21 protein-coding genes are annotated in these 22779 nt (G+C 67.3%); 10 read left to right on the top strand and 11 right to left on the bottom strand.

What is annotated here, in order from left to right:
* Positions 1-18: 18 nt before the first annotated feature.
* Entirely contained in the window at positions 19-873 is an 855-nt protein-coding gene (gene panB, locus BLS50_RS23470) for a 3-methyl-2-oxobutanoate hydroxymethyltransferase (protein WP_074804407.1), read from the bottom strand.
* A gap of 77 nt (positions 874-950) precedes the next feature.
* Between panB and BLS50_RS23465 the strand changes: the two genes are divergently transcribed.
* A complete protein-coding gene (locus BLS50_RS23465) occupies positions 951-1769 on the top strand; it encodes an AraC family transcriptional regulator (RefSeq protein WP_074804405.1) in 819 nt (272 codons plus the stop codon).
* A gap of 13 nt (positions 1770-1782) precedes the next feature.
* On the opposite strand, the gene BLS50_RS23460 is transcribed toward BLS50_RS23465, so the two are convergent.
* Positions 1783-2316: a methylated-DNA--[protein]-cysteine S-methyltransferase gene (locus BLS50_RS23460; protein ID WP_074804403.1), complete on the bottom strand. Its 534-nt coding sequence runs from the start codon at positions 2314-2316 to the stop codon at positions 1783-1785.
* On the bottom strand, positions 2313-3791 hold the full coding sequence (locus BLS50_RS23455) for a DNA-3-methyladenine glycosylase 2 family protein (RefSeq protein WP_074804401.1): 1479 nt from the start codon (positions 3789-3791) through the stop codon (positions 2313-2315). Before BLS50_RS23455 ends, BLS50_RS23460 begins: the two co-directional genes overlap by 4 nt.
* Positions 3792-4114: 323 nt before the next feature.
* Between BLS50_RS23455 and BLS50_RS23450 the strand changes: the two genes are divergently transcribed.
* Complete coding sequence (locus BLS50_RS23450) at positions 4115-5407, top strand: MFS transporter (RefSeq protein ID WP_006479818.1); 1293 nt, start codon at positions 4115-4117, stop codon at positions 5405-5407.
* A gap of 75 nt (positions 5408-5482) precedes the next feature.
* Here the strand turns inward: BLS50_RS23450 and BLS50_RS23445 are convergent, their stop codons facing one another.
* Positions 5483-6586, bottom strand: coding sequence for a LacI family DNA-binding transcriptional regulator (locus tag BLS50_RS23445; RefSeq protein ID WP_006479817.1), 1104 nt, complete (start codon positions 6584-6586; stop codon positions 5483-5485).
* A gap of 70 nt (positions 6587-6656) precedes the next feature.
* Here BLS50_RS23445 and BLS50_RS23440 point away from each other — a divergent pair, with 70 nt between their 5' ends.
* Entirely contained in the window at positions 6657-7493 is an 837-nt protein-coding gene (locus BLS50_RS23440; protein ID WP_074804399.1) for an NAD-dependent epimerase/dehydratase family protein, read from the top strand.
* A gap of 16 nt (positions 7494-7509) precedes the next feature.
* Here BLS50_RS23440 and BLS50_RS23435 read toward each other — a convergent pair whose 3' ends face one another.
* Both BLS50_RS23435 and BLS50_RS23430 read right to left on the bottom strand, forming a co-directional pair.
* Positions 7510-7830, bottom strand: a complete 321-nt coding sequence (locus tag BLS50_RS23435; RefSeq protein WP_074804397.1) for a DUF1330 domain-containing protein — start codon at positions 7828-7830, stop codon at positions 7510-7512.
* Positions 7831-8020: 190 nt separating this feature from the next.
* On the bottom strand, positions 8021-8479 hold the full coding sequence (locus BLS50_RS23430; protein WP_012338788.1) for a MerR family transcriptional regulator: 459 nt from the start codon (positions 8477-8479) through the stop codon (positions 8021-8023).
* A gap of 79 nt (positions 8480-8558) precedes the next feature.
* Between BLS50_RS23430 and BLS50_RS23425 the strand changes: the two genes are divergently transcribed.
* Positions 8559-9803: an NADH:flavin oxidoreductase/NADH oxidase family protein gene (locus tag BLS50_RS23425; protein WP_074804395.1), complete on the top strand. Its 1245-nt coding sequence runs from the start codon at positions 8559-8561 to the stop codon at positions 9801-9803.
* A gap of 88 nt (positions 9804-9891) precedes the next feature.
* On the opposite strand, the gene BLS50_RS23420 is transcribed toward BLS50_RS23425, so the two are convergent.
* From BLS50_RS23420 to BLS50_RS23405, 4 genes are all read right to left on the bottom strand, one after another.
* Entirely contained in the window at positions 9892-12015 is a 2124-nt protein-coding gene (locus BLS50_RS23420; RefSeq protein WP_074804393.1) for a TonB-dependent receptor, read from the bottom strand.
* A 41-nt stretch (positions 12016-12056) separates the two neighbouring features.
* Positions 12057-13532, bottom strand: coding sequence for a PepSY-associated TM helix domain-containing protein (locus tag BLS50_RS23415; RefSeq protein WP_074804391.1), 1476 nt, complete (start codon positions 13530-13532; stop codon positions 12057-12059).
* Positions 13533-13773: 241 nt separating this feature from the next.
* The gene (locus tag BLS50_RS23410) at positions 13774-14259 is read right to left on the bottom strand and encodes a hypothetical protein (RefSeq protein WP_011694508.1); all 486 of its coding nucleotides are present in this window, start codon (positions 14257-14259) and stop codon (positions 13774-13776) included.
* A 366-nt stretch (positions 14260-14625) separates the two neighbouring features.
* Positions 14626-14949, bottom strand: a complete 324-nt coding sequence (locus BLS50_RS23405) for a hypothetical protein (RefSeq protein ID WP_006484612.1) — start codon at positions 14947-14949, stop codon at positions 14626-14628.
* A 145-nt stretch (positions 14950-15094) separates the two neighbouring features.
* Between BLS50_RS23405 and BLS50_RS36045 the strand changes: the two genes are divergently transcribed.
* Together BLS50_RS36045 and BLS50_RS23400 are read left to right on the top strand one after the other, a co-directional pair.
* Positions 15095-15244 (top strand): hypothetical protein, encoded by a 150-nt coding sequence (locus BLS50_RS36045; RefSeq protein ID WP_166488163.1) that lies wholly within the window; start codon positions 15095-15097, stop codon positions 15242-15244.
* A gap of 295 nt (positions 15245-15539) precedes the next feature.
* The gene (locus BLS50_RS23400) at positions 15540-16172 is read left to right on the top strand and encodes a LysE family translocator (RefSeq protein ID WP_074804389.1); all 633 of its coding nucleotides are present in this window, start codon (positions 15540-15542) and stop codon (positions 16170-16172) included.
* A 73-nt stretch (positions 16173-16245) separates the two neighbouring features.
* Here the strand turns inward: BLS50_RS23400 and BLS50_RS23395 are convergent, their stop codons facing one another.
* Positions 16246-17874, bottom strand: a complete 1629-nt coding sequence (locus tag BLS50_RS23395; RefSeq protein WP_011694510.1) for an NADP-dependent glyceraldehyde-3-phosphate dehydrogenase — start codon at positions 17872-17874, stop codon at positions 16246-16248.
* Positions 17875-18543: 669 nt separating this feature from the next.
* Between BLS50_RS23395 and BLS50_RS23390 the strand changes: the two genes are divergently transcribed.
* The 4 genes from BLS50_RS23390 (at position 18544) to BLS50_RS23380 (ending at position 22736) form a co-directional block, all read left to right on the top strand.
* A complete protein-coding gene (locus BLS50_RS23390) occupies positions 18544-19515 on the top strand; it encodes an ankyrin repeat domain-containing protein (RefSeq protein ID WP_012338783.1) in 972 nt (323 codons plus the stop codon).
* A gap of 140 nt (positions 19516-19655) precedes the next feature.
* Positions 19656-20021, top strand: a complete 366-nt coding sequence (locus BLS50_RS23385; RefSeq protein WP_011694512.1) for a hypothetical protein — start codon at positions 19656-19658, stop codon at positions 20019-20021.
* 46 nt (positions 20022-20067) lie between these two features.
* Positions 20068-20385: a hypothetical protein gene (locus BLS50_RS35510; RefSeq protein WP_124621103.1), complete on the top strand. Its 318-nt coding sequence runs from the start codon at positions 20068-20070 to the stop codon at positions 20383-20385.
* A gap of 221 nt (positions 20386-20606) precedes the next feature.
* Positions 20607-22736 (top strand): TonB-dependent receptor, encoded by a 2130-nt coding sequence (locus tag BLS50_RS23380; protein ID WP_012338782.1) that lies wholly within the window; start codon positions 20607-20609, stop codon positions 22734-22736.
* Positions 22737-22779: the final 43 nt, after the last annotated feature.

Here is a 22779-nt window from a genome sequence, read left to right as displayed (position 1 = left end):
CGCATCGTTCGTCCTGCATCACGCAGCGGCGGCCGCGTCCGCCAGTTGCAGCGGCTTGCCGTATCCGAAGCAATGCGCGGGCTCCGGAAACACGCGCTGCCGCACGTCGTGCGCGTACTGTCGGATCGCGTCGCGCATCACCGCGTTCGCATCCGCGTAGCGCTTCACGAAGCGCGGCGTGTACGCATCGAACGCGCCGATCATGTCCTCGGTCACGAGCACTTGTCCGTCGCACGCGGGCGATGCGCCGATGCCGATCGTCGGGATCGTCAGCGTTTCGGTCAGGTGGCGCGCGAGCGCTTCGGCGGTGCCTTCGATGACGACGCTGAACGCGCCGGCCCGCTCGGCCGCACACGCGGCGTCGAATACCTGCGCGGCCGAACGCGGGTCCATGCCCTGCGCGCGGAAACCGCCCGCCGCGTTGGCCTGCTGCGGCATGAGGCCGACATGCGCCATCACCGGAATGCCGCGATCGGTCAGGAAGCGGATCGTGTCGGTCATCTCGCAGCCGCCTTCGAGCTTCACGGCCTGCGCGCCGGTTTCGGCGAGCAGCCGCGCGGCAGAGCGATACGCCTGCGGGGGCGATTCCTGGAACGTGGAGAACGGCAGGTCGACGACGACGCACGCCTGTGCGGCGCCGCGCACGACGGCTGCCCCATGTGCAATCATCATGTCGAGCGTGACGCGCAGCGTATCGGGCATCCCGTACAGCACCATGCCGACGGAGTCGCCGACGATGATCACGTCGGCTACTTCATCGACGAGCTTCGCCATCGGCGCGGAGTACGCGGTCAGCGACACGAGGCTGCCGATGCCTTTGGTCGAACGGATCGCGGTGACGGTCTTGCGGGTGATGCGGGTATGAGCGCTCATGGGCGGAAGCCGTGTGAAAAAGGAGCCGCCACGGTAGCATCGCGTGCGTTCGTGCAATGACCTTCGGAGGACGTCTTATGTTGCTGGCGGGACAACCCGGCGACCCTTACGCGGTGCCGCCGATGACGCGCCTGCCGAGGCCGCTGTACGTGCGCGCGTTCGGCATTCCCGGCAACGTGAGCGTCGACGCGCACAGTCATCCGTGGGCGCAGTTGATGTATGCGACGAGCGGCGTGCTCGAGGTGTCGACGCCGTCGGGCCGGCAACTGCTGCCGCCGCACTATGCGATGTGGATTCCGCCGCACGTGCCGCACGCGGTGTCGACGCGCGATTGCGTCGCGTTCCACAGCCTGTATCTCGACGCAGCCATTGCGCGCAGCGACGTGAACGACGATTGCACGATCCTCTGCATGACGCCGCTGCTGCGTGAGCTGGTGATCGCGACCGGCGAGTTGCCGGTGAATTACGACGAGGCGGGGCCCGACGGTGCGCTCGTGTGCCTGATTGCGGACCGGATCGCACGCATGCAGCCGGCGCCGCTCACGGTGCCGCTGCCGCGCGATCCGCGCCTGCTGAAAATCGCGCGTGCGTTGCATGCGGCGCCGGGCGACACGCGCAGTCTCGACGAATGGGGCCATCAGGTCGGCGCGACGCGGCGCACGCTGTCGCGGCTGTTCCGGCAGGACACGGGGCTGTCGTTCACCGAATGGCGGCAGGCCGTGCGGCTGCTCGCGTCGCTGCCGCTGCTCGATGCAGGCCAGCCGATCGGCACGGTGGCCGCGCAACTGGGTTACGACTCGACGTCGTCGTTCATCGCGTTGTTCCAGGCGAAATTCCGCATGACGCCCGGCGCGTATGCGAAGCGTGAAGCGCGCCGGCCGGTGCTGCCCGCGTGACGCGCTCCGTCGATCAGAACGCGAGCGCCTGCTGCATCGGGTGATGCGCGCCGCGTGAAAGTTCTGCGCCTTCGAGCGACAGCAGCGCACGTTTGCGATCGATGCCGCCCGCATAGCCGGTCAGGCTGCCCGATGCGCCGACCACGCGATGGCACGGCACGATGATCGATACCGGATTGCGGCCGACCGCACCGCCCACGGCGCGTGCGCCGCTCATCGGCAGCCCGACGCGTTCGGTGATGTCGCCATACGACACGAGTTCGCCGAACGGAATCGCAAGCAGTTCCTGCCATACGCGTCGCTGAAACGCGGTGCCGCGCAGGTGGATCGGCACCGAGAACGTGTCGCGCGCGCCGGTGAAGTACTCGGTGATTTCTTCCGCGACCCGGCGGGCGATCGGCGACATGGCGAGCGTGTGCGCGTCGTTCAGGATCGCAAGCGACGGGAAGTATTTCTGGCCGACGAAGTACAGGCCGGTCAGCGCATCATCCTCGATGCGCACGGCGATGTCGCCCAGCGGGCTCGGAATCAGGTGAGCGGGAGTCATCGCAATCCATCTCCATGAAGGCGCCACACATGCAGTGCGGCATACGCGCGCCACGGCGCCCAACGTGCCGCATGGGGCGCTGCTGATGGCACGCGCGTGCGGTCGGTGCGCTCGGCGCGGGCGGGCAGCAACGCGTCGTCGGCGGGGAACGCGTTCGGCCAGGCCATCGCACGCATCGCGACGTACTGCACCGCGCGTTCGTCGAAGCCGGGCAGCGCGCGCAGCGCGGCGAGCGTCGCATCGAGCGGCGCCATCGGTTCGAGCGCGAGCGTGCCGTCGTCGACGGCACGGGCGAGCGACACGATCGCATGCGCCATGTCGCGCTCGATGCCGATCGTTTCGAGGGTCGAAGGCGGCAGCGCGGCCAGTGTCGCGGCGCAGGGCAGGGCGTGCGTGAGGCCGGGCGGCGCACCGTCGACCGAGTGACCGAAGCGCTCCGCGATCCGTGCGAGCAACGGCGTATCGGCCTGCGCCGCCGCAAGCTGCTCGCCCGCGATCGCGCGGATCGCAATCTCCAGACCGTCGAACGCGCCGGGCACGCGCAGCCCCGGCGAGCCGCTCGCGAGATCGCCGAGATGCGCGTCGATCACGTCGGGGCGGCTGTCGAGATCGAACAGCCGGCGCACGCGTGCGAGCACGGCCGGCACGACCGGCGTCAGCGCGGGCGACACGGTGACGGCCAGCGCGAAGCGCTGCGGCACGTGCGCGACGGACAGCCAGCCGGCCACGCGGTCGCCGTCGTGTCGATTCGGCAATTCGACAATGCGTGCATAACCGCGCGCGTCGATCCGCTCGACGCCGTCGATCTGCCGCTGCGCGAGAAAACGCATCAGGTCGGCCCACGCGAACGGCGGCCGGTACGGCAGTGGGAAGGTCATGTCGCCGTCGGTCGACGCGCCGGCCCCTTTGCGCAGCCGTAGCGGATTGAGTCCGTAGCGCTGGCGGAACAGGTCGTTGAAGCGCCGTACGCTGCCGAACCCGGCCGTCGATGCGACGACGGCCACCGGCAGCGCGGTATCGGTCAGCAGCCGCTTGGCCATCAGCAGCCGCTGCGTCTGCGCGAACTCGACCGGCGACACGCCGAACTGCGCGCTGAAGATGCGGCGCAAATGGCGTTCGGTCACGCCGACGCGCCGTGCGAGCGCGGCGACGGAATGCGCATTCAGGAAACCGTCGTCGATCAGCGTCGCGGCCGCGTCGGCGAGATTGCCGGACAGGTCGAGCAGCCCGTGGCCGGGCGCGAGTTCGGGGCGGCAGCGCATGCAGGGCCGGAAGCCGGCTTTCTCGGCGGCCGCGGCGGTCGGGTAGTAGCTGCAGTTTTGCGCTTTCGGCGGCTTCACCGGGCAGACGGGGCGGCAGTACACCCCGGTCGTCGCGACGCCGACGAAGAACCAGCCGTCGAAGCGGCGGTTCCGCGAAAGCAGGGCGTCGTAGCAGGTGTCGGGATCGAGGCGCATGGGACGACTGTAAACCATCCCTGCGGTCGATTCTGGCTGGAATCGGACATGTGTGTCGGCCGCCGCGCGCCAGCCGCGCCGCAGCGGGAAAATCAGGGGAAAAACGGTTAATACCACTCTGCGAAACAGTCGTCTCTTTTACCGCGATCAATTTGAGATGACTCATCGAAATCCCCGACTGACACGGTACCGGCAGACGCCCTATTCTTTAAAAAACGTTTTCCAGATGGGTTGGCGAAAAGGGCCGGTGCGTCAGCACATGGGCCGTTCGCCCCGGCGCCGGTCGCCGGTCAACGAATACCGCGCGGCGCGACGGGCGCGACCGCGCATCGGAGACATTCATGCAATCTGCCGTCGTCGGCGCCGTGCGCGCGGCCGCCAGCCGCTACCGCTGGACCGTCTGTGCGCTGCTGTTCTTCGCGACCGTGATCAACTACATGGATCGGCAGATCCTCGGCCTGCTCGCGCCGATGCTCCAGCACGACATCGGCTGGAGCCAGGTGCAGTACGGCCGCATCGTGATGGCGTTTTCGGCGTTCTATGCGCTGGGTCTGCTCGGCTTCGGGCGCATCGTCGACTGGCTCGGCACGCGCGTGTCGTACGCGGTGGCGATGCTGGTGTGGAGCATCGCCGCGATGCTGCACGCGGCGGTCGGCTCGGTGACGGGCTTCGCGTTCGTGCGTGCGCTGCTCGGGATCGGCGAGGGCGGCAACTTCCCGGCCGCGATCAAGACGACGGCCGAATGGTTTCCGCGCCGCGAACGCGCGCTCGCCACCGGCATCTTCAACTCGGGCGCGAACATCGGCGCGGTGTTCGCGCCGGCGATCATCCCGGCGATCGCGGTGGCCTACGGCTGGCGCGCGGCGTTCGTGATCATCGGAGCGATCGGCATCGTGTGGCTCGCGGTGTGGCTGGTGATGTATCGCACGGCCGACACGCGTGCGCTCGCCGCGGAATACGACGAACCGCGCGACGAAGCCGAAGCGCTCGACGCGGCGAACGCGAACGCCGGCGCGCCGCGCTGGGGCGAACTGATCCGCAAGCGCGAGACGTGGGCCTTCCTGATCGGCAAGTTCCTGACCGATCCGGTGTGGTGGTTCTACCTGTTCTGGCTGCCGAAGTGGCTCAACGAATCGCGCGGGATGGACATGCAGCACATCGGTTTGCCGCTCGTCTGCATCTATGCGCTGACGACGGTCGGCAGTATCGGCGGCGGCTGGCTGTCGTCGATGCTGCTGCGTGCGGGCTGGAGCGTGAACCGGGCGCGCAAGACGGCGATGCTGATCTGCGCATGTTGCGTGCTGCCGATCGCGTTCGTATCGCAGGTGCAGAGCCTGTGGATCGCGGTGCTGATCGTCGGCCTCGCCGCCGCCGCGCACCAGGGCTGGTCGGCGAACCTGTTCACGACGGCGTCCGACCTGTTCCCGCGCCGCGCGGTCGCATCGGTGGTCGGTATCGGCGGGATGGCCGGCTCGATCGGCGGCGTGCTGTTCTCGGAAGTGATCGGCCAGGTGCTGCAGCGCACCGGCCACTACTGGGTGCTGTTCGCGATCGGCGCGTCGGCCTACCTGATCGCGCTGGCGGTGATGCACGTGCTCACGCCGAAGATGAAGCCCGCGAAACTCGATGCGTGATCGCGTATCGGCAAGCGACAACGCCGCCCTCGGGCGGCGTTTTTGCGTTTGGGGACGTGACGCGTCGCGACCGCGTCAGCCGGCCGATGCGGTCGACGCGCGCATGATCAGCCGCGGTTCGAACGTCGAATAGCTCGCGTCGGTGCGCCCGGCGAGCGCATCGATCAGCTTCTGCATCGCGAGTTCGCCCATGTTCTCGCTCTGGATGTCGACGGTCGTCAGCGCGGGCGCCGCGTATGCGCCGTACGGCACGTTGTCGATGCCGGCGACGGACACGTCCTGCGGCAGGCGGAAGCCGAGCGACGCGGCTTCCTTCATGAAGCCGAGCGCGATCAGGTCGTTGTAGCAGATCACGGCCTGCGGGCGCTGCGGCCCGAGCATCACGCGCGAACACGCACGCTCGCCGGCCTCGGCGGTCGGCGCGTGCGCGTCATGCACGTCGAGCGTGAGCCCCGCTTCGGCGAGGCAGTCGCGCGCGCCCTGGATTCGTTCGTCGTTCACGCGCGCGGTGCCGAAGCCGAGATACGCGATGCGCGTATGGCCGAGGTTGAGCAGGTGGCGCGCGAGCATGTAGGTCGACAGCCGGTTGTCGATACCGACGCTCGGAATCGGCAGGCCGGGGCTGCGACGCAGCAGCACGAGCGGCTTGTTGAGGTCGAGCATCCAGCCGGCTTCCTCGTCGGGCATCCGCGTGCTGACGATCAGCCCGTCGACGCGCTGCGCGAGCGCCTCGATCAGCGAGCGTTCGCGCGCCTGGCTCTCCTCGGTATCGACGAGCAGCAGCGTGTAGTCGTGCTGCAGCGCGACGCGGTTCGCGCCTTTCACGACGTTCGTGAAGTGCGGGTTGCTGATGTCGAGGATCACGAGGCCGATGGTGCGCGTGCGGCCGGTGATCATCGAGCGCGCAAGCGGATTCGATCGATAGCCGAGCCGCTCGATGGCCTCCTTGAGCCGTGCCTCGACGGTCGGCGAGAAGCGTTGCGTGCCGTTCACGTACTTCGATACCGTCGCGACCGACACGCCGGCTTCCGCGGCCACGTCGCGGATCGTCGAGGAAACTTTTTTCATCGGAAGGGTAACGTTTTCGTTCGATAACGCCGGATTGTGGCAGAAAAAGCCGGCGTGCAGCCACCCGTCGATATCGGGAAAGTGCGGATGGCTGCGAGCAGATTCGACCATTGACGCTCGACGCCGCGCACGCGTATAGTTGGAAAACGTTTTCCGCTTTAGGTCAGATCAAGGAGATTCGATGAACGCCTCATCCACCGCCGCGCGCAAACCGTTCGGCCGCCTGCTGCTGACGGGCGCGGCCGGCAACCTCGGCCGCCAGTTGCGCGGCGCGCTCGCCGACTGGGCCGACGTCGTGCGCGTCAGCGACATCGCGGCGCTCGGCGACGCGGCCGCGCATGAAGAACTCCGCGTGGTCGACCTGGCCGACCGACCGGCCGTGATGCAGCTCGTCGACGGCGTGGACGCGATCGTTCACCTCGGCGGCATTTCGGTCGATGCGCCGTTCGACGATCTGGTCGGCGCGAACATCACCGGCACGTACAACCTGTACGAAGCCGCGCGCAAGCACGGCGTGAAGCGCGTCGTGTTCGCGAGCTCGAACCATGCGATCGGTTTCCATCCGGTCACCGAGGTGCTCGACGCCGATGCGCCGCTGCGCCCCGACAGCCTGTACGGCGTGACGAAGTGCTTCGGCGAATCGCTGTCGCGCTATTACTTCGACCGCTTCGGGATCGAAACCGTATGCCTGCGGATCGGCTCGTCGTTCGAGGTGCCGAAGAACCCGCGCATGCTCGTCACGTTCCTCAGCTATCGCGATTTCATCGAGCTCGTGCGCTGCTCGCTGCTGACGAACCGCGTCGGCCACGCGATCGTCTACGGCACGTCGGACAACCCGGTGAAGTGGTGGGACAACACGAAGGTCGGTTTCCTCGGCTTTCGCCCGCGCGACAGCTCCGAGCAGTTCGCCGGGCTGTTCCCGGTGACGGCGCCGACCGCCGAATACGACGATCCCGCGCAGCGGTTCCAGGGCGGCGGGTTCGTCGTCGGCGAGCCGATGGAGCGCAACGCGAAATAAGTCAGGGCGGCGGCGATCAACGCAGAATGTCGGTTGCCTTGTGTCGCTCGTCGACGCCGTCGATCAGGATCAACGGGCCGCTCGCGTGCCGTTCACGCAGCGGCTGGATCTGCCGGTACGCAGGCGAGTCGTACCACGCGCGCGCCGTGTCGAGATCCGGAAACGCGATCGCGATCAGGTCGCCGCGCCACACGCCTTCGCGTACCTCCGGCCGTGCGCCGTGAATCACGAAATGGCCGTCGTACGGCGCGAGCGTGCCGTCGATCCGTTCGAGGTATTCGACGATGTCGTCGCACATTTCGACGTCATGCAGGTGGGCGATGGCGTAGGCGGTCATGGCGGGCTCCTTGGCGTGATGCGGTTCGAGAGTCGATGGCGCCATGATCGCGGCGCGGGCGGCGCGCGTCGATTACCTGCGACGTAAGCAAATCCGTATAACCGTACCGCGTGTTGCTTCCGGCCGCGGCGCGCATCGATCGATGGACGGCGCATCACAATCACGCATCACCCTCCCGCAGCACACTCCATCACGCCCGCTTGCGCGCCGGCCGCACGACGGGCGTCGCCTCCAGCGGCTCGGCGGCCTGCTCGCACAGCCGGTCGAGCATTCGCTGCGCGGCGCCCGCGCAATCCTCGCCCGCCGGCTTGTTCTCGATCTCGTCGATCAGTGTTTCCAGATGCTGCCGGTTCTGCGCGAGACGCCGTTCGAGCAGCGCAATTTCGTCGACCTTGTGCCGCAGCGCGGCCAGCAGTTCGTCGTGCGGCCATGCGCCGAGATCGGGCGGCAGCACCGCGCGGATCTCGTCGAGCGAGAAGCCCGCGCACTGCGCGCGGTCGATGATCGCAAGCCGCGTCAATGCTTCCGGCCCGTATTCCCGATAGCCGTTCGCCTGCCGGCGGGCCGGTTCGAGCAGGCCGCTCGCTTCGTAGAAGCGGATGCGCGACGCCGCGAGGCCGCTCGCCTTCGCCAGTTCGCCGATTTTCATGATGGGCTCCAAAAAGGGCTTGACCTTAAAGTTGACTTTAAAGTTATCGTGGGCCATCGTCAATCAAGGATGTCCCACCATGAATCTGTTTGCGCCCCTCACACTGCCCAACGGGGCGGTAATTCCGAACCGTCTGGCCAAGGCCGCGATGGAAGAAAACATGGCCGATGCGGATCACGCGCCGTCCGACGCGTTGCTGCGCCTGTACCAGGCGTGGGCCGACGGCCAGGCCGGGCTGATCCTGACCGGCAACGTGATGGTGGACGGCCGAGCGATGACGGGGCCGAACGGCGTCGTACTCGAAAGCGACGCGCATCTCGACCGTTTCCGCCGCTGGGCGCAGATCGCGCGCTCGAACGGCGCGCACGTGTGGATGCAGATCAATCACCCGGGGCGCCAGATGCAGGCGGCGCTCGGCCAGACGACGCTCGCGCCGTCGGCAGTGCCGCTCGCGCTCGGTGCGCTGTCGAAGCAGTTCCCGGTGCCGAAGGAGATGACGGCCGCCGATATCGCCGACGTGCAGCAGCGCTTCGTGCGCGCCGCGCAGCTCGCGGAGCAAAGCGGCTTCACCGGCGTGCAGGTGCACGCGGCGCACGGCTATCTGCTGAGCCAGTTCCTGTCGCCGCTGACGAACCGCCGGCAGGATCAATGGGGCGGCAGCATCGAGAATCGCGCGCGCCTGCTGCTCGATATCGTGAAGGCGGTGCGCGCGGCGGTGTCGCCGGCATTCGTCGTCGCGGTGAAGCTGAACTCGGCCGATTTCCAGCGCGGCGGTTTCAGCGCGGACGACGCGAAGCGCGTGGTCGAACTGCTGAATCCGCTCGGTGTCGATCTGGTCGAACTGTCGGGCGGCAGCTATGAAGTGCCGGCGATGCAGGGTGAGGCGCGCGATGGCCGCACGCTGGCGCGCGAAGCGTATTTCCTCGAATTCGCGCGCGACATCACCGCCGTCGCGCGGATGCCGCTGATGGTCACGGGCGGCATCCGGCGTCGTGCTGTGGCCGAGCAGGTGGTGAACAGCGGCGTGGCGATGGTCGGCATCGCGACCGCGCTGTCGATCGACCCGAACCTGCCGCGCGACTGGCGCGCCGGCAAGGACAGCGCGCCGGTGCTGCAGCCGATCCGCTGGAAGAACAAGGCGCTGGGCGCGCTGGCGAACATGGCTGTCGTCAAGTTCCAGCTCGCGCGGTTGAGCGAAGGGCGCCGCACGCACCCGCAGGTGTCGCCGTTGCGCGCGTTGGTGGGCCAGCAACTGACCGCGCAGTGCCAGACGCGACGCTACCGGAAGTGGATGGCGGGGCGCGCGGCGGGCACGCGTGCATGATGCATCGACGCGCGCCGGCGATGCCGAAGGCTGACCGGCATGCCGCCGCGCCCGTGCCGCCTGGCACGTTGAGCGGCGGCCTGCGCGCTCAGAACCGGTAGTTCGCCAGCACCTCGACGCGCCGGTCGTTGCCGAGCAGATACTGCGTCTCGTTGTAGTACGCGGACTGCACGTAGCGGCGATTGAACACGTTGTACGCGCGGGCGGTGATCGTCGTGTCCTTGCGCGGCTTCCACGCGAGGCCGAGGTCGACGGTCGTGTACGACGGCATCACGAGCTGGTTCGCGGTATCGGCGAATCGCTTGCCGACGTACTTGACGCCCGCGATGCCGGTCCAGTCCGGCGCGAAGCGCCAGCTCACCCACAGGTTCGCGAGCCGCTGCGGCACCGACACCGGCACGTTGCCCGCGCGCGACACGGTCGTGCCGCCGGACGACTGCTGGAAATCGTCGTATTTCGCGCGCAGGATCGACACGTTTGCATCGACGCGCCAGTCCTTCGCGATCTCCGCGCCGACCGTCGCCTCGAGCCCGCGCGACGACTGCTGGCCGACCTGGATCGACTGGTTCGGGTTCACCGGGTCGGCCGTCAGCAGGTTGCTCTTCACGATCCGGTACGCGGCGAGCGTCCATTCGGCCTTGCCGTCGAGGAACGACTGCTTCACGCCGATCTCGATCTGCCGGCCGGTCGCGAGCGTGAAGTTCGCCTTCGACGCATTGAGCGACAGCAGCGAGCTGACCGGATCGGCCGCGACCGAATACTGGCCGTACACGGCGAGGCCGGGCCGCACGTCGTACACGGTGCCGATGCGCCAGCCGGTGTTCGCGAACACCTTCGTGAATGCGCCGCCGTTCACGAGATCGTCGCGGTTCACGCTCGCATGGTCGTAGCGCAGCCCGCCGATCACCGACCAGCGCGGCGTGATCTCCAGCCGGTTCTCGGCGAACAGCGCGTACTGGTTCGACTGGCTGCGATACTTCGGGAACGTGCCGGCCGTGTTGATGAAACTGCCCGGATCGAAGTTGAACGGATCGACCGTAGACGTGCCCGCATACGGCGAATTGTTGTCGTGCTGGAACGTCGTGTGGTTGAACTCGACGCCCGCCGAAAACGTGTTGCGCATGCCGAGCAGCGCGCCGCCGACGGTGGCCGTCGTCACGTTGCCGTATTGCTCCTGGTCGTGAAAGATCTCGGTGTAGCTGCTGCGGCGTACCTGCGCGCTCGACGGCAGGTACATGTAGTACTCCACATCCTTCCAGTGACGGTTGCTCTTCATCCGGTACAGTGTGCTCGTCACGTTCAGGCTGTCGCTCGGCTGCCAGTTCGCCGAGACGGTGGCCCAGCTGTCGCGGAATGCGATGTCGGCGTCGCCGACGTTGTAGTTCTTCTTGTCGAGCGCGCGGTCACGCGCACCGTTGACGAGCGGCACGCCGAAATACTGCATCGGATGCATGAAGCCCTGCGCATACGACGCCGTCACGTACAGGTCGGGCGTCACGTCGTAGCGTAGCGCGCCGGACACCGACAGGTTGCGCGAATCGCCGCGATCGACCCAGTTCGACGCGCGGTTGCCGCTGATGTCGAAGCGGTACGACAGCTTGTCGTTGATCGCGCCGCCGCTGCCGAACGCGGCGCGTGCCGTGCCTTCGGTGCCGCCGCCGACTTGCAGTTCGTTGCGGATCGGCGTGCGCGTCGGCTTCTTCGGCACGATGTTGACCACGCCGCCGATCGCGCCTTCGCCGTAGATCACCGAAGCGGGGCCGCGCAGCACGTCGATATGGTCGACCGACCACGTGTCGAACGGGAACGTGACGCCGATCGCGCCGTACGGGCGCACGCCGTCGTAGAGCTGCGTGACTGACGACGCGCCGACGAAGCCGCGCGCGGCGAGCTCCGAGTTGCCGTTGCCGGGATGTGGCGACGCGCTGATGCCGGCGGCGCGGCTCACGGCGTCGATGATCGAACTGTCGCCGCGCGTGTCGAGTGTCGCGCGGTTGATCTGCTCGACGCTCGCGGGCGTTTCGAGCGGCGACAGCCCGAGATGGCTGCCCGTGTCGAGCGGTTGCGTCAGGGCGGGCGCCCTCCGCGCGTCGACGCGAATCGGTGCGAGCGTGGCGCCGGTGCCGTCGACACTGCGTTCCTGTGTTTGTGCCTGCCCGGCCGGCGACAGCGCCGCGAGCACGGCGGCGGGCAGCATCAATCTGAACTTCATTGTTTCGGTTTCCTTCGAATGGGTGGAAGCGCTTGCGTCGGTCACGCCGCGGCGCGTGCCGCGCGGCCGAACAGCAGCCGGTCGAGCAACCAGACCGCGACGATCGTCAGCCCCATCAACGGGAAGACGAGGCCGAGCAGCACGAGCCCGGCGAGCCAGCCGCGCATCGGCGGCGTGCCGCGTTCGCGCGACGGCGCGCCCAGCGTCCCGGCCGGGCGGCGCTTCCACCACATCACGGTGCCCGTGACGGCCATCGCGGCGAGCCCGAGCGACAGCACCGCGCAAATGATCTGGTTCGCGAGCCCGAAATAACGGCCCATGTGCAGCGACGTGCCGTACGACACCGCTTTCGATACCGCGCCGTAGTCGCCATAGCGGATGTCCTTCAAGACGGCGCCGCTGTACTGGTCGACGTAGATCGTGCGTTCGGCCTTCGGATCGGCCGGGAAGTACGACGCGGTGAACACGCCGTCCGGGCCGGACGGCAGCGCGAGCGTGTAGCCGCTCGTCACGCCGAGCCCGGCGACGATCGCGATCGCGCGGCCCAGCGGCAGCGGCGCGGGTGTGGGCGCGGGCGCGGCCGGCGAATGCGGCACGGGCACGTTGCCGACCGCCCACGGCGTTTGCGGCAACGGCAGGTCGTCCATCACCATGCCCGGCATCGATTCGCCGGAATCGTGGTGATGGCCGGACGGCGCGGCGGCCTGCGCAGGCGCATGCGCGGCCGTCGCGGCGGCACCCGGGCGTGTCGAGCGCATCGACGCGCCGCCCCACGCGCCTTCCGGCGCGCCGAGGTTCACGGTCGCGGCGAGCGCCTTGAAGTTCTTGCCCCACGAGCCCGACCACGGCAGCCCGGTCAGGATGAACGCGATCGTGCCGGCCGCGAGCCAGATGCCGGCCGTCGCATGAAGGCTCTTCCACAGCGGCCGGCCGCGCAGCGACAGGTCGGGCCGCAGCGCGCGCCCGACGCGTGCCGCGCCGCGCGGCCACCACAGTGCGATGCCGGTGCCGATCATCACGAAGGTCCAGCAGGCGGCGAGCTCCATCAGCAACTCGCCGGTCTTGCCGAGCAGCAGCTTGCGATGCAGCATCCGGTCGACCTGCATGAAGCGGTTCTCGACGCTCAGCGTGCCGAGCACGCTGCCGTCGTACGGGTTCACGTACACGCTCTCGCGGCTGCCGTCGCGCAACCGGAACACGTACTCGGCGCTGCGGTCCGGCGCGGTGGAGACCTGCACGGAAACCGGCGTGGCGTCGGCCGGCATCGCGGTGCGGGCGCGGGCGAGCAGCGTGTCGGCATCGAGCCGCGGCGTCGCGCGCGGTTCGACGACCAGCCGATGCGGATACAGCAGCGGCTCGATCTGCGGCTGGAAGCAATAGAGCGTGCCGGTGATCGCGAGGATCACGAGGAACGGCATCACGAACAGGCCGGCGTAGAAGTGCCAGCGCCAGAGCGTCCGGTAACCGGCGCTGGCGGAACGGGCGGGCGAGATGGCCCGATCGACGGTGGTCGACATGGTGTGAACTCCTCGGTTCGTCGAGCGGCGGGGCCGGCGCGGGCCGGCGGCCGTCAACGTGCGTCGCACTCGCGTGCGGGCATCGCCGCAGCAGGCGGCGCGGCACGCTGCGCGAACAGGGCGCAGGGCGGCGTCGCCCGTGCGATGCGGGCAGGCGGGTGAACGCGTGAATCAGGTCGGGTGAAACGAACGGCGTGAACGCGCAGGCACGTCGACGTGCCTGCGCCACAGGGCGGAACGTTCAGCAGAACCGAGGAGGGGCGCGGGAGGGCGGGCGATCGTCGAATACCGATCGCACGAAAGGAAGACTGTCGAAGTGAACGCGGAAGCGTCGCGGCGGCGCCGCGGGAAACAGCAGCACCAGCAGCACGAACGATGCGATCGCGGTGAACAGCGCGGCGCCGAATGCGCACAGGCTGTCGCCGTTACCGGAAGACGCCGCCTTGTCGGCGTGCGCGTCGTGCTTCAGTGCATCGACGAGCGCCAGCGCATCGTTGGCCGGCGTGATCGGCGCGCTCGCGTCGAAGCGGGCGGCCAGCGCGGCGGCGGTGACGATCAGCGGGCCCTGGCCTGAACACAGCACCACCGAGCCCGCATCCGGACCGTCCGGATCGAGCATCACGGCGCCCGACATCAGCGCGCGGGACAGCAGCGTCACGAGGAGGAACCCCCACAGCCACTGTCGCGCGACGCCTGGCCGGAGCAGGAAGCGGCGAAGTGCGTTCATGGCGCGCGATTGTACCTCCGTTTGCGCGGAGGGGCAGGCGGGCCGTGCGTGTGGAGTGGGGCAAGTCAGGGGGGAGCCAGGGGTGACGTCCCGTTCGCCGTCGGCCAGCAGATCGGCGCGATCGGCCGGCGACAGTCGCTTCATCATGTGCTCGGTGGCGTGAGCGTAGCGGCGATCGTTCGATCGGGATGCTTCCGCACGTTGCGACCGTATTGCTTCATGAAGAAGCCGAATTCGCCGGCTGGCCGGGATGTCCGGTTTCTATTTCCAACGCTCATGCGGCGAGGTTATCCGACACTCGCGCGAATCGTGTATGGCCGGCGTTGCCGCGACGGTCCTGCGCGGCCCCCGAGCCGTTGCGCCCGCTCACACCGGATACGCATCGTCGACCTTCAGGTTCGCGAGCCGGAACAGCGTGCGCAGCGTTTGCGGATGGATGTCGCGGTGCGCGGCGAGCGACGTCAGCATGAAGTCGAGCACCTTCGCGTAGCGGAGCAGCACGAGGCAGCGCGCAAGATCGGGCGTGCGGCCGCGCATGTCTTCGGCGAGCGTGACCATTTGCGTCGACAGCGTGCGCGCCATCTCGAGTTCCATCTGCTGTTTTTCGGTCCAGTCGGGCAGCGGCTGTTCGAGCACCTTCGCGAGGAAGAGCTGGAACGACGTATCGGACGAATTGGGCTGCGCATCCATGAAGAGCCTCGTTGCGTGTGCATAGCGTACGGGCGTATCCGTGGGAGCGCCCGAGGGTGAATTCATGTCCGCGCGGTACCGGGCGCGGCTTCTGCCCGAACGGAATGCAGATTCCGTACCAGCCCCGCCGGACGATTGTTGAGCAATGTTGAGCCGCGATCCGGCATCGGTCGGCGAGTCCCGCCGGGACTGGATCGCGCAGGCGATCGAGGAGGGCATCTACGGGCGGCAGGTAAGCGACGTCGGGCGCCTGACGCGGCGCGGCGACGCGAAATGCTTCACGGATGTAACGTAACGCGGGCATCGAGCGCATCGCGCGCTCGTGCCGGCGAACGGCCGGAACGATGCGCGCCGCGCGGTGCGGCCATGCCCGCCGTGCGTTCGCCGACGGGAAACGGCTGCAGGGAGCGCACGCCGCCGCATCGCGCGAACCGGCGGCGAATGCGCCAGTTGTTTCAAAACAGAGACGGTTCGGCGCGGCGATTGGTTGCATGGCCACGCAACTGGCCCAGCGATTGGCCGCGTAATTGTCCATGGGCAGACGGTGCAGGTTTGCCAACAATCTCCCGATCATCCCCGCGAGGTTCGATATGAACGTCCACGCCTTCTTTTCGGCCAACCTGCTGCTCGCCTACACGGCCTATTTCATCGGCACGGCCAGCCCCGGGCCGAGCAATCTCGCGATCATGTCGGTCGCCGCGAACCAGGGCCGCAAGGCGGCGCTCGCATTCGCGCTCGGCGTGATTTCAGGGTCGATGTTCTGGGCGACGGTGGCGGCGCTCGGCATCTCGGCCGCACTGCTCGCGTGGTCGAAGCTGCTGGTCGCGATCAAGGTGTTTGGCGGGCTGTACCTGCTGTGGCTCGCGTTCAAGTCGGGCCGCACGGCGCTGGCGGGGCCGCCGGCGGCAGCGGCGAACGCGGCGCGCGAGCAGCGGCTGTCGCGCTTCTACGTGCGCGGCGCGATGCTGCACCTGACCAATCCGAAGGCGATTCTCGTGTGGGTGTCGATCGTCGCGCTGTCGTCGAACGGCGCGGGCGGCGCGCATGGCGCGGTCGTGCCGGGCTGCCTGGCGATCGGCTGCCTGGTGTTCGGCGGCTATGCGCTGGTGTTCTCGATGGACGGGGCGCGCCGGCTGTACGTGCGCGGCCGGCGTGCGATGGAAGCCTGCCTGGCCGTCGTGTTCGGCGTGGCGGGCGTTCGGCTGCTGGTGACGAACGTCTAGCCGCGCAGCGTGTGCCGGAAGCGCTCCGCCGCATTGGCGTGCGACGGAGGCTCCGGTAGCGGTCAAGCCGGCTTCAGAAGATGAAGCCCGTATTGATGAACTTCGAGTGGTGATCCGACACGATCGAGTCGAGCAACTGTTTGCTGCTGTCGGTCTGCTTCGCCGCGACCATCGAGCGGATCGAGAACGCGCGCAGCGCGTCGCTCACCGACAGCGTGCCTTCCGCCGAATCCTTGCGCCCGGCGAACGGGAACACGTCGGGCCCGCGCTGGCACTGGCAGTTGATGTTCACGCGGCACACCTGGTTCACGAGCGGATCGACGAGCGCGCCGATCTGCGCCGGATCGGAACCGAAGATGCTGACCTGCTGGCCGTGCTCCGACGTCGTCACGTAGTCGAGCGCGGTTTCCACGTCGTCGAACGGCGCGACCGGAATGATCGGCCCGAACTGCTCCTCGCGGTACAGCTTCATCCCTTCGGACACCGGATACACGACGGCCGGGTAGAACAGCGTCTTGCTGAATTCGCCGCCCTGATGGTTGACGACCTGTGCGCCTTTCGCCTTCGCGTCATCGATCGCATCGGTCATGTACGCGGTGCGATGCATGCCGGGCAGCGGCGTGATGCTGACGCCCTTTTCCCACGGCATGCCGATCTTCAACTGTTCGAGCGCGGCGGTGAAGCGCTTCAGGAATTCGTCGACGATCGAACGATGCACGAGCAGCATCTTCAGCGCGGTACAGCGCTGGCCGTTGAACGACAGCGCGCCGAGCAGGCACTCCTTCACGGTGAGGTCGAGGTCGGCGTCGGGCAGCACGATCGCCGCGTTCTTCGCGTCGAGGCCGAGGATCGCGCGCAGCCGGTGCGACTTCGGGTGCTGCTTCTTCAGGTGATCGGCGACCTTGCTCGAGCCGATCAGCGCGAGCACGTTGATCTTGCCCGACGCGAGCATGTGCGGCACGACCACCGCGCCCGGCGCATAGATCGTGTTGATCACGCCCTTCGGGAACGCATCGCGGAACGCTTCCAGCAGCGGCTCGAACAGCAGCGTGCCGTACTGAGGCGGCTTGAACACCACGGTGTTGCCCATCAACAGCGCGGGGATCAGCGTCGCGAAGGTTTCGTTCAGCGGATAGTTGTACGGGCCCATGCACAGCACGACGCCGAGCGGCGTGCGGCGGATCTGGCCGATCGTGCCTTCCGCGATCACGAAGCGCGAGTTCGCGTTGTCGAGCTCCTTCAGCGCGTCGATCGTCTGCGTCATGTACGTGACGGTGCGATCGAACTCCTTCTGCGAATCGGCGAGGCTCTTGCCGATCTCCCACATGATCAGGTTCACGACGAGTTCGCGCTGCGCGACCATCCGCTTGATGAAGTCCTGCATGCACGCGATGCGCTGCTCGACCTTCATCGTTGGCCACTCGCCGCGGCCGGCGTCGTACGCGCGCACGGCGGCGTCGAGCGCCGCGTCGCTTTCCGTTTCGCCCATCACCGGGTAGCTGCCGATCTCGACCTGCTCGACGCTGCCGTCCGCCTGTCGCACGCATACCGGCGACAGCACGGTCTTGGTTGCGCCGTCCCACGGTCGCAATTCGCCGTCGACGAGCGACACGCGCTGGTGGATCGGCGAAGCCAGCCGGAATTCGGCGGGAATCTCTTGCAAGGCGGGAAACAGATGCTGCAGGGAGGCGGAATCGGGCATGACGGTCTCGTTTGACGGGGTGTCCGGGAAGGACGGGCGATGCGAAATCCTGAGCGGAATGATCCTCGATCCTGAATCGGCATCATGACGCGCACGGGGCTGCTCGTCACGCACGAACATGGCCGATTCAATGAATGGAACCAGTTCCATTTAAAAGGAACGCCGCAATGAATGCAACCTGGGTGCTATCGCGTCGAAATGACCGTAAGCATTTGGAAAGACTGTTGCCGAATTGCCGGTATAACAGCGTGGGTGCAACCGCAAACGTTTTACTTCGGCTGAATTGAGCGGATAATGGCCCGACGCGGTGAGGAAAAAAATGCAGTGAACCTGAGAGCAGACGTAGTGAAGAACAGAAGAAGATCCGCCGCGCCGCCGATACGAGGTCGGCTGCCCGGAGCGCCGGGTCGGGGTTGCCCGGTCCGGCGCGCACCGGACATTCGCAGCGTGCCACACGCGTCGCTTCCCATCCTCGTCTTCCTGATTGCTTTCCCGTCCTGTCTTTAGAAGGTATCGCGCGAACATTGTGCGTGTGCGGTATTTCGTCGATCATGTCGGCGCGCGACAGCGCCACGAATACACACAACGATACTGAGAGCGTTCATGCGGTCGAGAACGAAAAAAGCCGCTACCGTGCTGGCACGGGGGGTGGCGTGCCTGTGCGCCGGAATGGCGTTGTCCAGTGCGAGCTACGCGCTGGAAGGCAAGGAATGGAAGCTGATGGTCGCCATGGGCGACTACGCGGCGGATAAAACCCCGCGGAACCTGGCGCGCGTCAGCGCGCTGCTCAAGCAGGGCGCGCGTCCGTATGACAAGACGGCGAAGCAGCGCTACGCGATGCCGGATGCCGAACTCACGCCGATGGGGCTGGCCGTCGTCAGCCAGGTGCCGGACGTCGTTGCACTGTTCATCGCGTCCGGCGTTGCGATCAACATGCCGATGTCGCCCAAGGGCTGGACGTTGCTGACGTACGCGATCAGCAACGCGACGCTCGGCGAACTCAAGCCCGACCAGCTCGAAACGATCCGCCTGCTGATCGGCGCGGGCGCGAACGTCAACGCGATCGCACCGAGCGGCGAGCCGCCGCTGGCGATGGCCGCGAATGCGTATACCCCGTCGCCCGAGCTCGTCCGGATGCTGTTGAAGTCTGGCGCCGATGCCCGCGCCACCGACCCGAATGGATACACGGTGCTGACCGGACGCGCGGCATCCGATCTCGACATCCTCAAGCTGCTGGTCGACGCCGGCGCCGATCCGTACGCGCATGCGAAGACCGGACAGACGCCGCTCAGCTTCGTGTGCGAGCGACGCTACGAACTGGACGGTCAGCCCGACCCGACCGCGGCCGAGCGCATCGCGATCCTGCATGAACCCGGCACGCCGATCGAGCCGCGGCTGGGCGAGCAACGCGTCCGCTGGGGCGAGACGCCGTTGCTGCGCGCGGCGATCGTGCACAACCCTGACTGCGTGAAGGCGCTTCTCGATGCCGGCGCGGATCCGGATGCGCCCGCGCTGATCGGCGCGGGTAAGGATGACGCCACCGGCAGCGTGCGCGAAGCGGTCGCGCGCGGCGCGAAGGCGACGCCCGACGTGTACGACCGCAGGGCCGTCGCGCTGATCGAAGCAGCCCCACGCAAATAACCGTCAGGCCGTGCACGTCGTGCGCCGTCGTGTTGCCCGTGGGGCGGACACGGGGCGCGTGCGTGCAGGGCCGTCGTGTTCCGCCGGCGCGCGAGCGCCAACTTTTTCAAAACACTGTTCAACCACGGAGAAACCACGCAATGAAACGAATCGCACTTGCCGCCCTCGCGCTGACGATCGTCTCGGGCGCCATGGCCGCGAAAGGCGAGCTCAAGGTATCGGCCGCGCAGATGATCGAGGCCTATACGGGTTCGGGCGGCGACAAGTATTTCGACCAGCCGGTCGCGCTGACGGGCACGCTGCTCGGTCTCGAGAAGGGCTTCACAGGCAAGACGCTCGCGGAGATCGGCGAAGACGTGGATGCCGATCAGGCGGTGCGCGCGTCGTTCGTCGATGCGGCGGCCGAACAGAAGGCGCAGCGGCTGGTCGGCAAGCGCGTCACGCTGCATTGCGTGGGCGACTTTGCATCGGGGATCGCGACCGTTCGCGATTGCCGCCTGAAGTAAGACCCGGCGTCGACGGGCCCCGCCGGCCCGTCGACGCGCCGGCGGGATGTCGCAATGGCTCGCGTCATTCGACGTCCTCGTCGTCTTCCTCATCGGCCTCGTTCGTATCGCACTCCGGCGCCGCATACGCGCTCGCCAGGTCGGCTTGCCGTCGTGGATCGCGCCCGAAGTGCATGTCCTCGAACGACGCATCCCAAGCAGCCCTTCGATCCATACGGTCATAACGCACCGCGCCCGCTCAATTTCTTTCTATTTCTTTACGAAATCCGCGCGTCGATGCGCAAAACTGAAAGTTATTCGTCAGGAATCCGCAGTGTTAGCCGGAGGTACGTTGCACGAAGGCGACATGTTGGAAATTGATTAATAACGCGAATCATTCTCGTTTAATATTTCGCTCCATTACGAGCCGTGACGCGTCGCAACGGCGTTTTCGTGCCGGGCATGCCGGCCGGGGCGACGAGGCGATTCTCTGTGCGCCGTCCGTTGTGCGTAGACACGCGTTCGCCTGTCGAGTCGCCGGCTGATGACCCTGCGTCGGCCGCACGCGTTTGCGCTCACCATTTTCCCTCTGCCTTTACTTCAACGATGAAATTCAACAAGAGCGCGTGCCACGTCCTTCTGATCGCCTCGTCGCTTGCCGGCACACGCGCCGCCTGCGCGCAGGCGGCCGACGCCGCGGCGACCCTGCCCGCGATTTCCGTCAACGCGGCCGCCGAGCATGCGTCGTACGACGGCGGCCATTCGCGCGCGGCGACCAAGACCGACATGTCGCTGATGGACGTGCCGCAGACCGTGAACGTCGTGCCGCACGCGGTGATCGAGGATCAGAACGCGACGTCGCTGCAGGACGCGTTGCGCAACGTGCCGGGTGTCGGCTTCTCGGTCGGCGACGGCCAGCGCGACCAGATCACGATCCGCGGCTTCAACAGCATCACGGACCAGTACGTCGACGGCATTCGCGACGACGCGCTGTACTACCGCGACCTGTCGAACGTCGATCGCGTGGAAGTGTTGAAGGGGCCGGCGGCCGTGCTGTACGGACGCGGCTCGGCGGGCGGCATCGTGAATCGCGTGCTGAAGCGGCCGCTCGCGAACCCGGTGAACGACGTGGGCGTGACGCTCGGCACGCGCGGCGAGCGGCGCGGCGAATTCGACCTCGGCTGGAACGCGAACGACGCGGCGCGCTTTCGCATGACCGGCGCGGCCGAGAATTCGAACAGCTTCCGCGACCAGTTCCAGCTCAACCGGCAGGCGATCGCGCCGTCCGCGCAGTTCAAGCTCGACCGCGACACGGTGCTGAACGTCGAATTCGACTACCTGCACGACCGCCGCACGTCCGACCAGGGGATCCCCGCGTATCTCGGCCGGCCGGTCGACGTGCCGATCAACACGTACTACGGGTCGGCCGACGGGGTGAACAGTTCGTACAACGACGTCTCCGCGAAAAGCGCGACGGTGTCGCTCGATCATCGCTTCAACGATTCGTTGTCGTTCCACGGCGCGATCCGCGCGTACGACTTCTCGCTCGAGCGGAAGAACTACGTGACGTACGAGCCGATCAAGACCGCCGCGCACCCGGTCGTCACGCTCGACCAGTCGACGCGCCAGCGCACCGATCACGGTATCGACGGGCTGTTCGAACTCACGCAGAAGACGTCGCTGTTCGGCATGCGCCACGAGCTGCTGTACGGGCTGGAACTGTCGCAGCAGCAGAAGTTCGACACGATCTACAGCGTGTCGAAGGTCGCGACCTACGATCTCTTCAATCCGCAGCCGGTCGTCCTGCCCGGCGTGCCGACCGGCACGCGTGCGAAGACGAACGCGTCGACCGTCGTCGGGCTCGCGGGCGTGTACGCGCAGGACCTGATCTCGCTGACCGAACACTGGAAGGTGCTCGCCGGCCTGCGCTTCGACTACCTGAACCAGATCCGCCACGACTACACGTCGTCGAACGTCAATCTCGATCGCACCGACCATGCGTGGAGCCCGCGCGTCGGCCTGATCTACGAACCGCTCGACTGGCTGACGCTGTACGGGTCGTTCAGCCAGTCGTTCTCGCCGCTGGCCGACACGCTGATCAGTTCCGGCGCGTTCACGAACGGCGCCGCGCTCGCGCCGCAGAAGACCACCGCGTATGAAGTCGGCTCACGCTTCGACCTCGGCGGCAAGGCGACGGCCAGCGTCGCGCTGTTCGACATGCGCCAGACCAACCAGCAGATCGGCGACCCGGCGAATCCCGGCTATGCGCTGCCGATCGGTACCCAGCACGTACGCGGGATGGAGCTCGGCTTCACCGGCGAGATCGCGCCGAAGTGGTCGGTGTATGCGGGTTACGCGTACCTGAACGGCACGGTGGACGGCTCCGCGCAATCGACGGCGGCCGGCCTTGCGGTATCGAGCAACACGCCGGGGCTGATGCCGCGCCACAGCGCGAACCTGTGGCTCAAGCGCGAGCTGCCGTACGGCTTCTATGCGGCGGCCGGCATGCAGTTCCAGTCGGCGCGCTACACGTCGGCGAGCGACCTCGTCACGCTGCCGTCGTTCACGGTGTTCAACCTGGGCGCCGGCTATCGCAGCAAGAAGGTCGACGTGACGCTCACGCTCGACAACCTGTTCAATCGCCGCTACTTCATCGCCGCGCACGGCAATGCGGACCTGTACAACATGCCCGGCGATCCGCGCACGCTGACCGCCACGGTGAAGTGGCACATGTAACGCACGCGGTGCGCGACGATGCGGGGCTTCCTCACGATGCCTC

The organism is Burkholderia orbicola (assembly GCF_900100915.1).
Taxonomy (GTDB): domain Bacteria; phylum Pseudomonadota; class Gammaproteobacteria; order Burkholderiales; family Burkholderiaceae; genus Burkholderia; species Burkholderia orbicola.
Note: the sequence above shows the minus strand (reverse complement) of the source record. Positions and strands in the feature narration are given on the sequence as shown.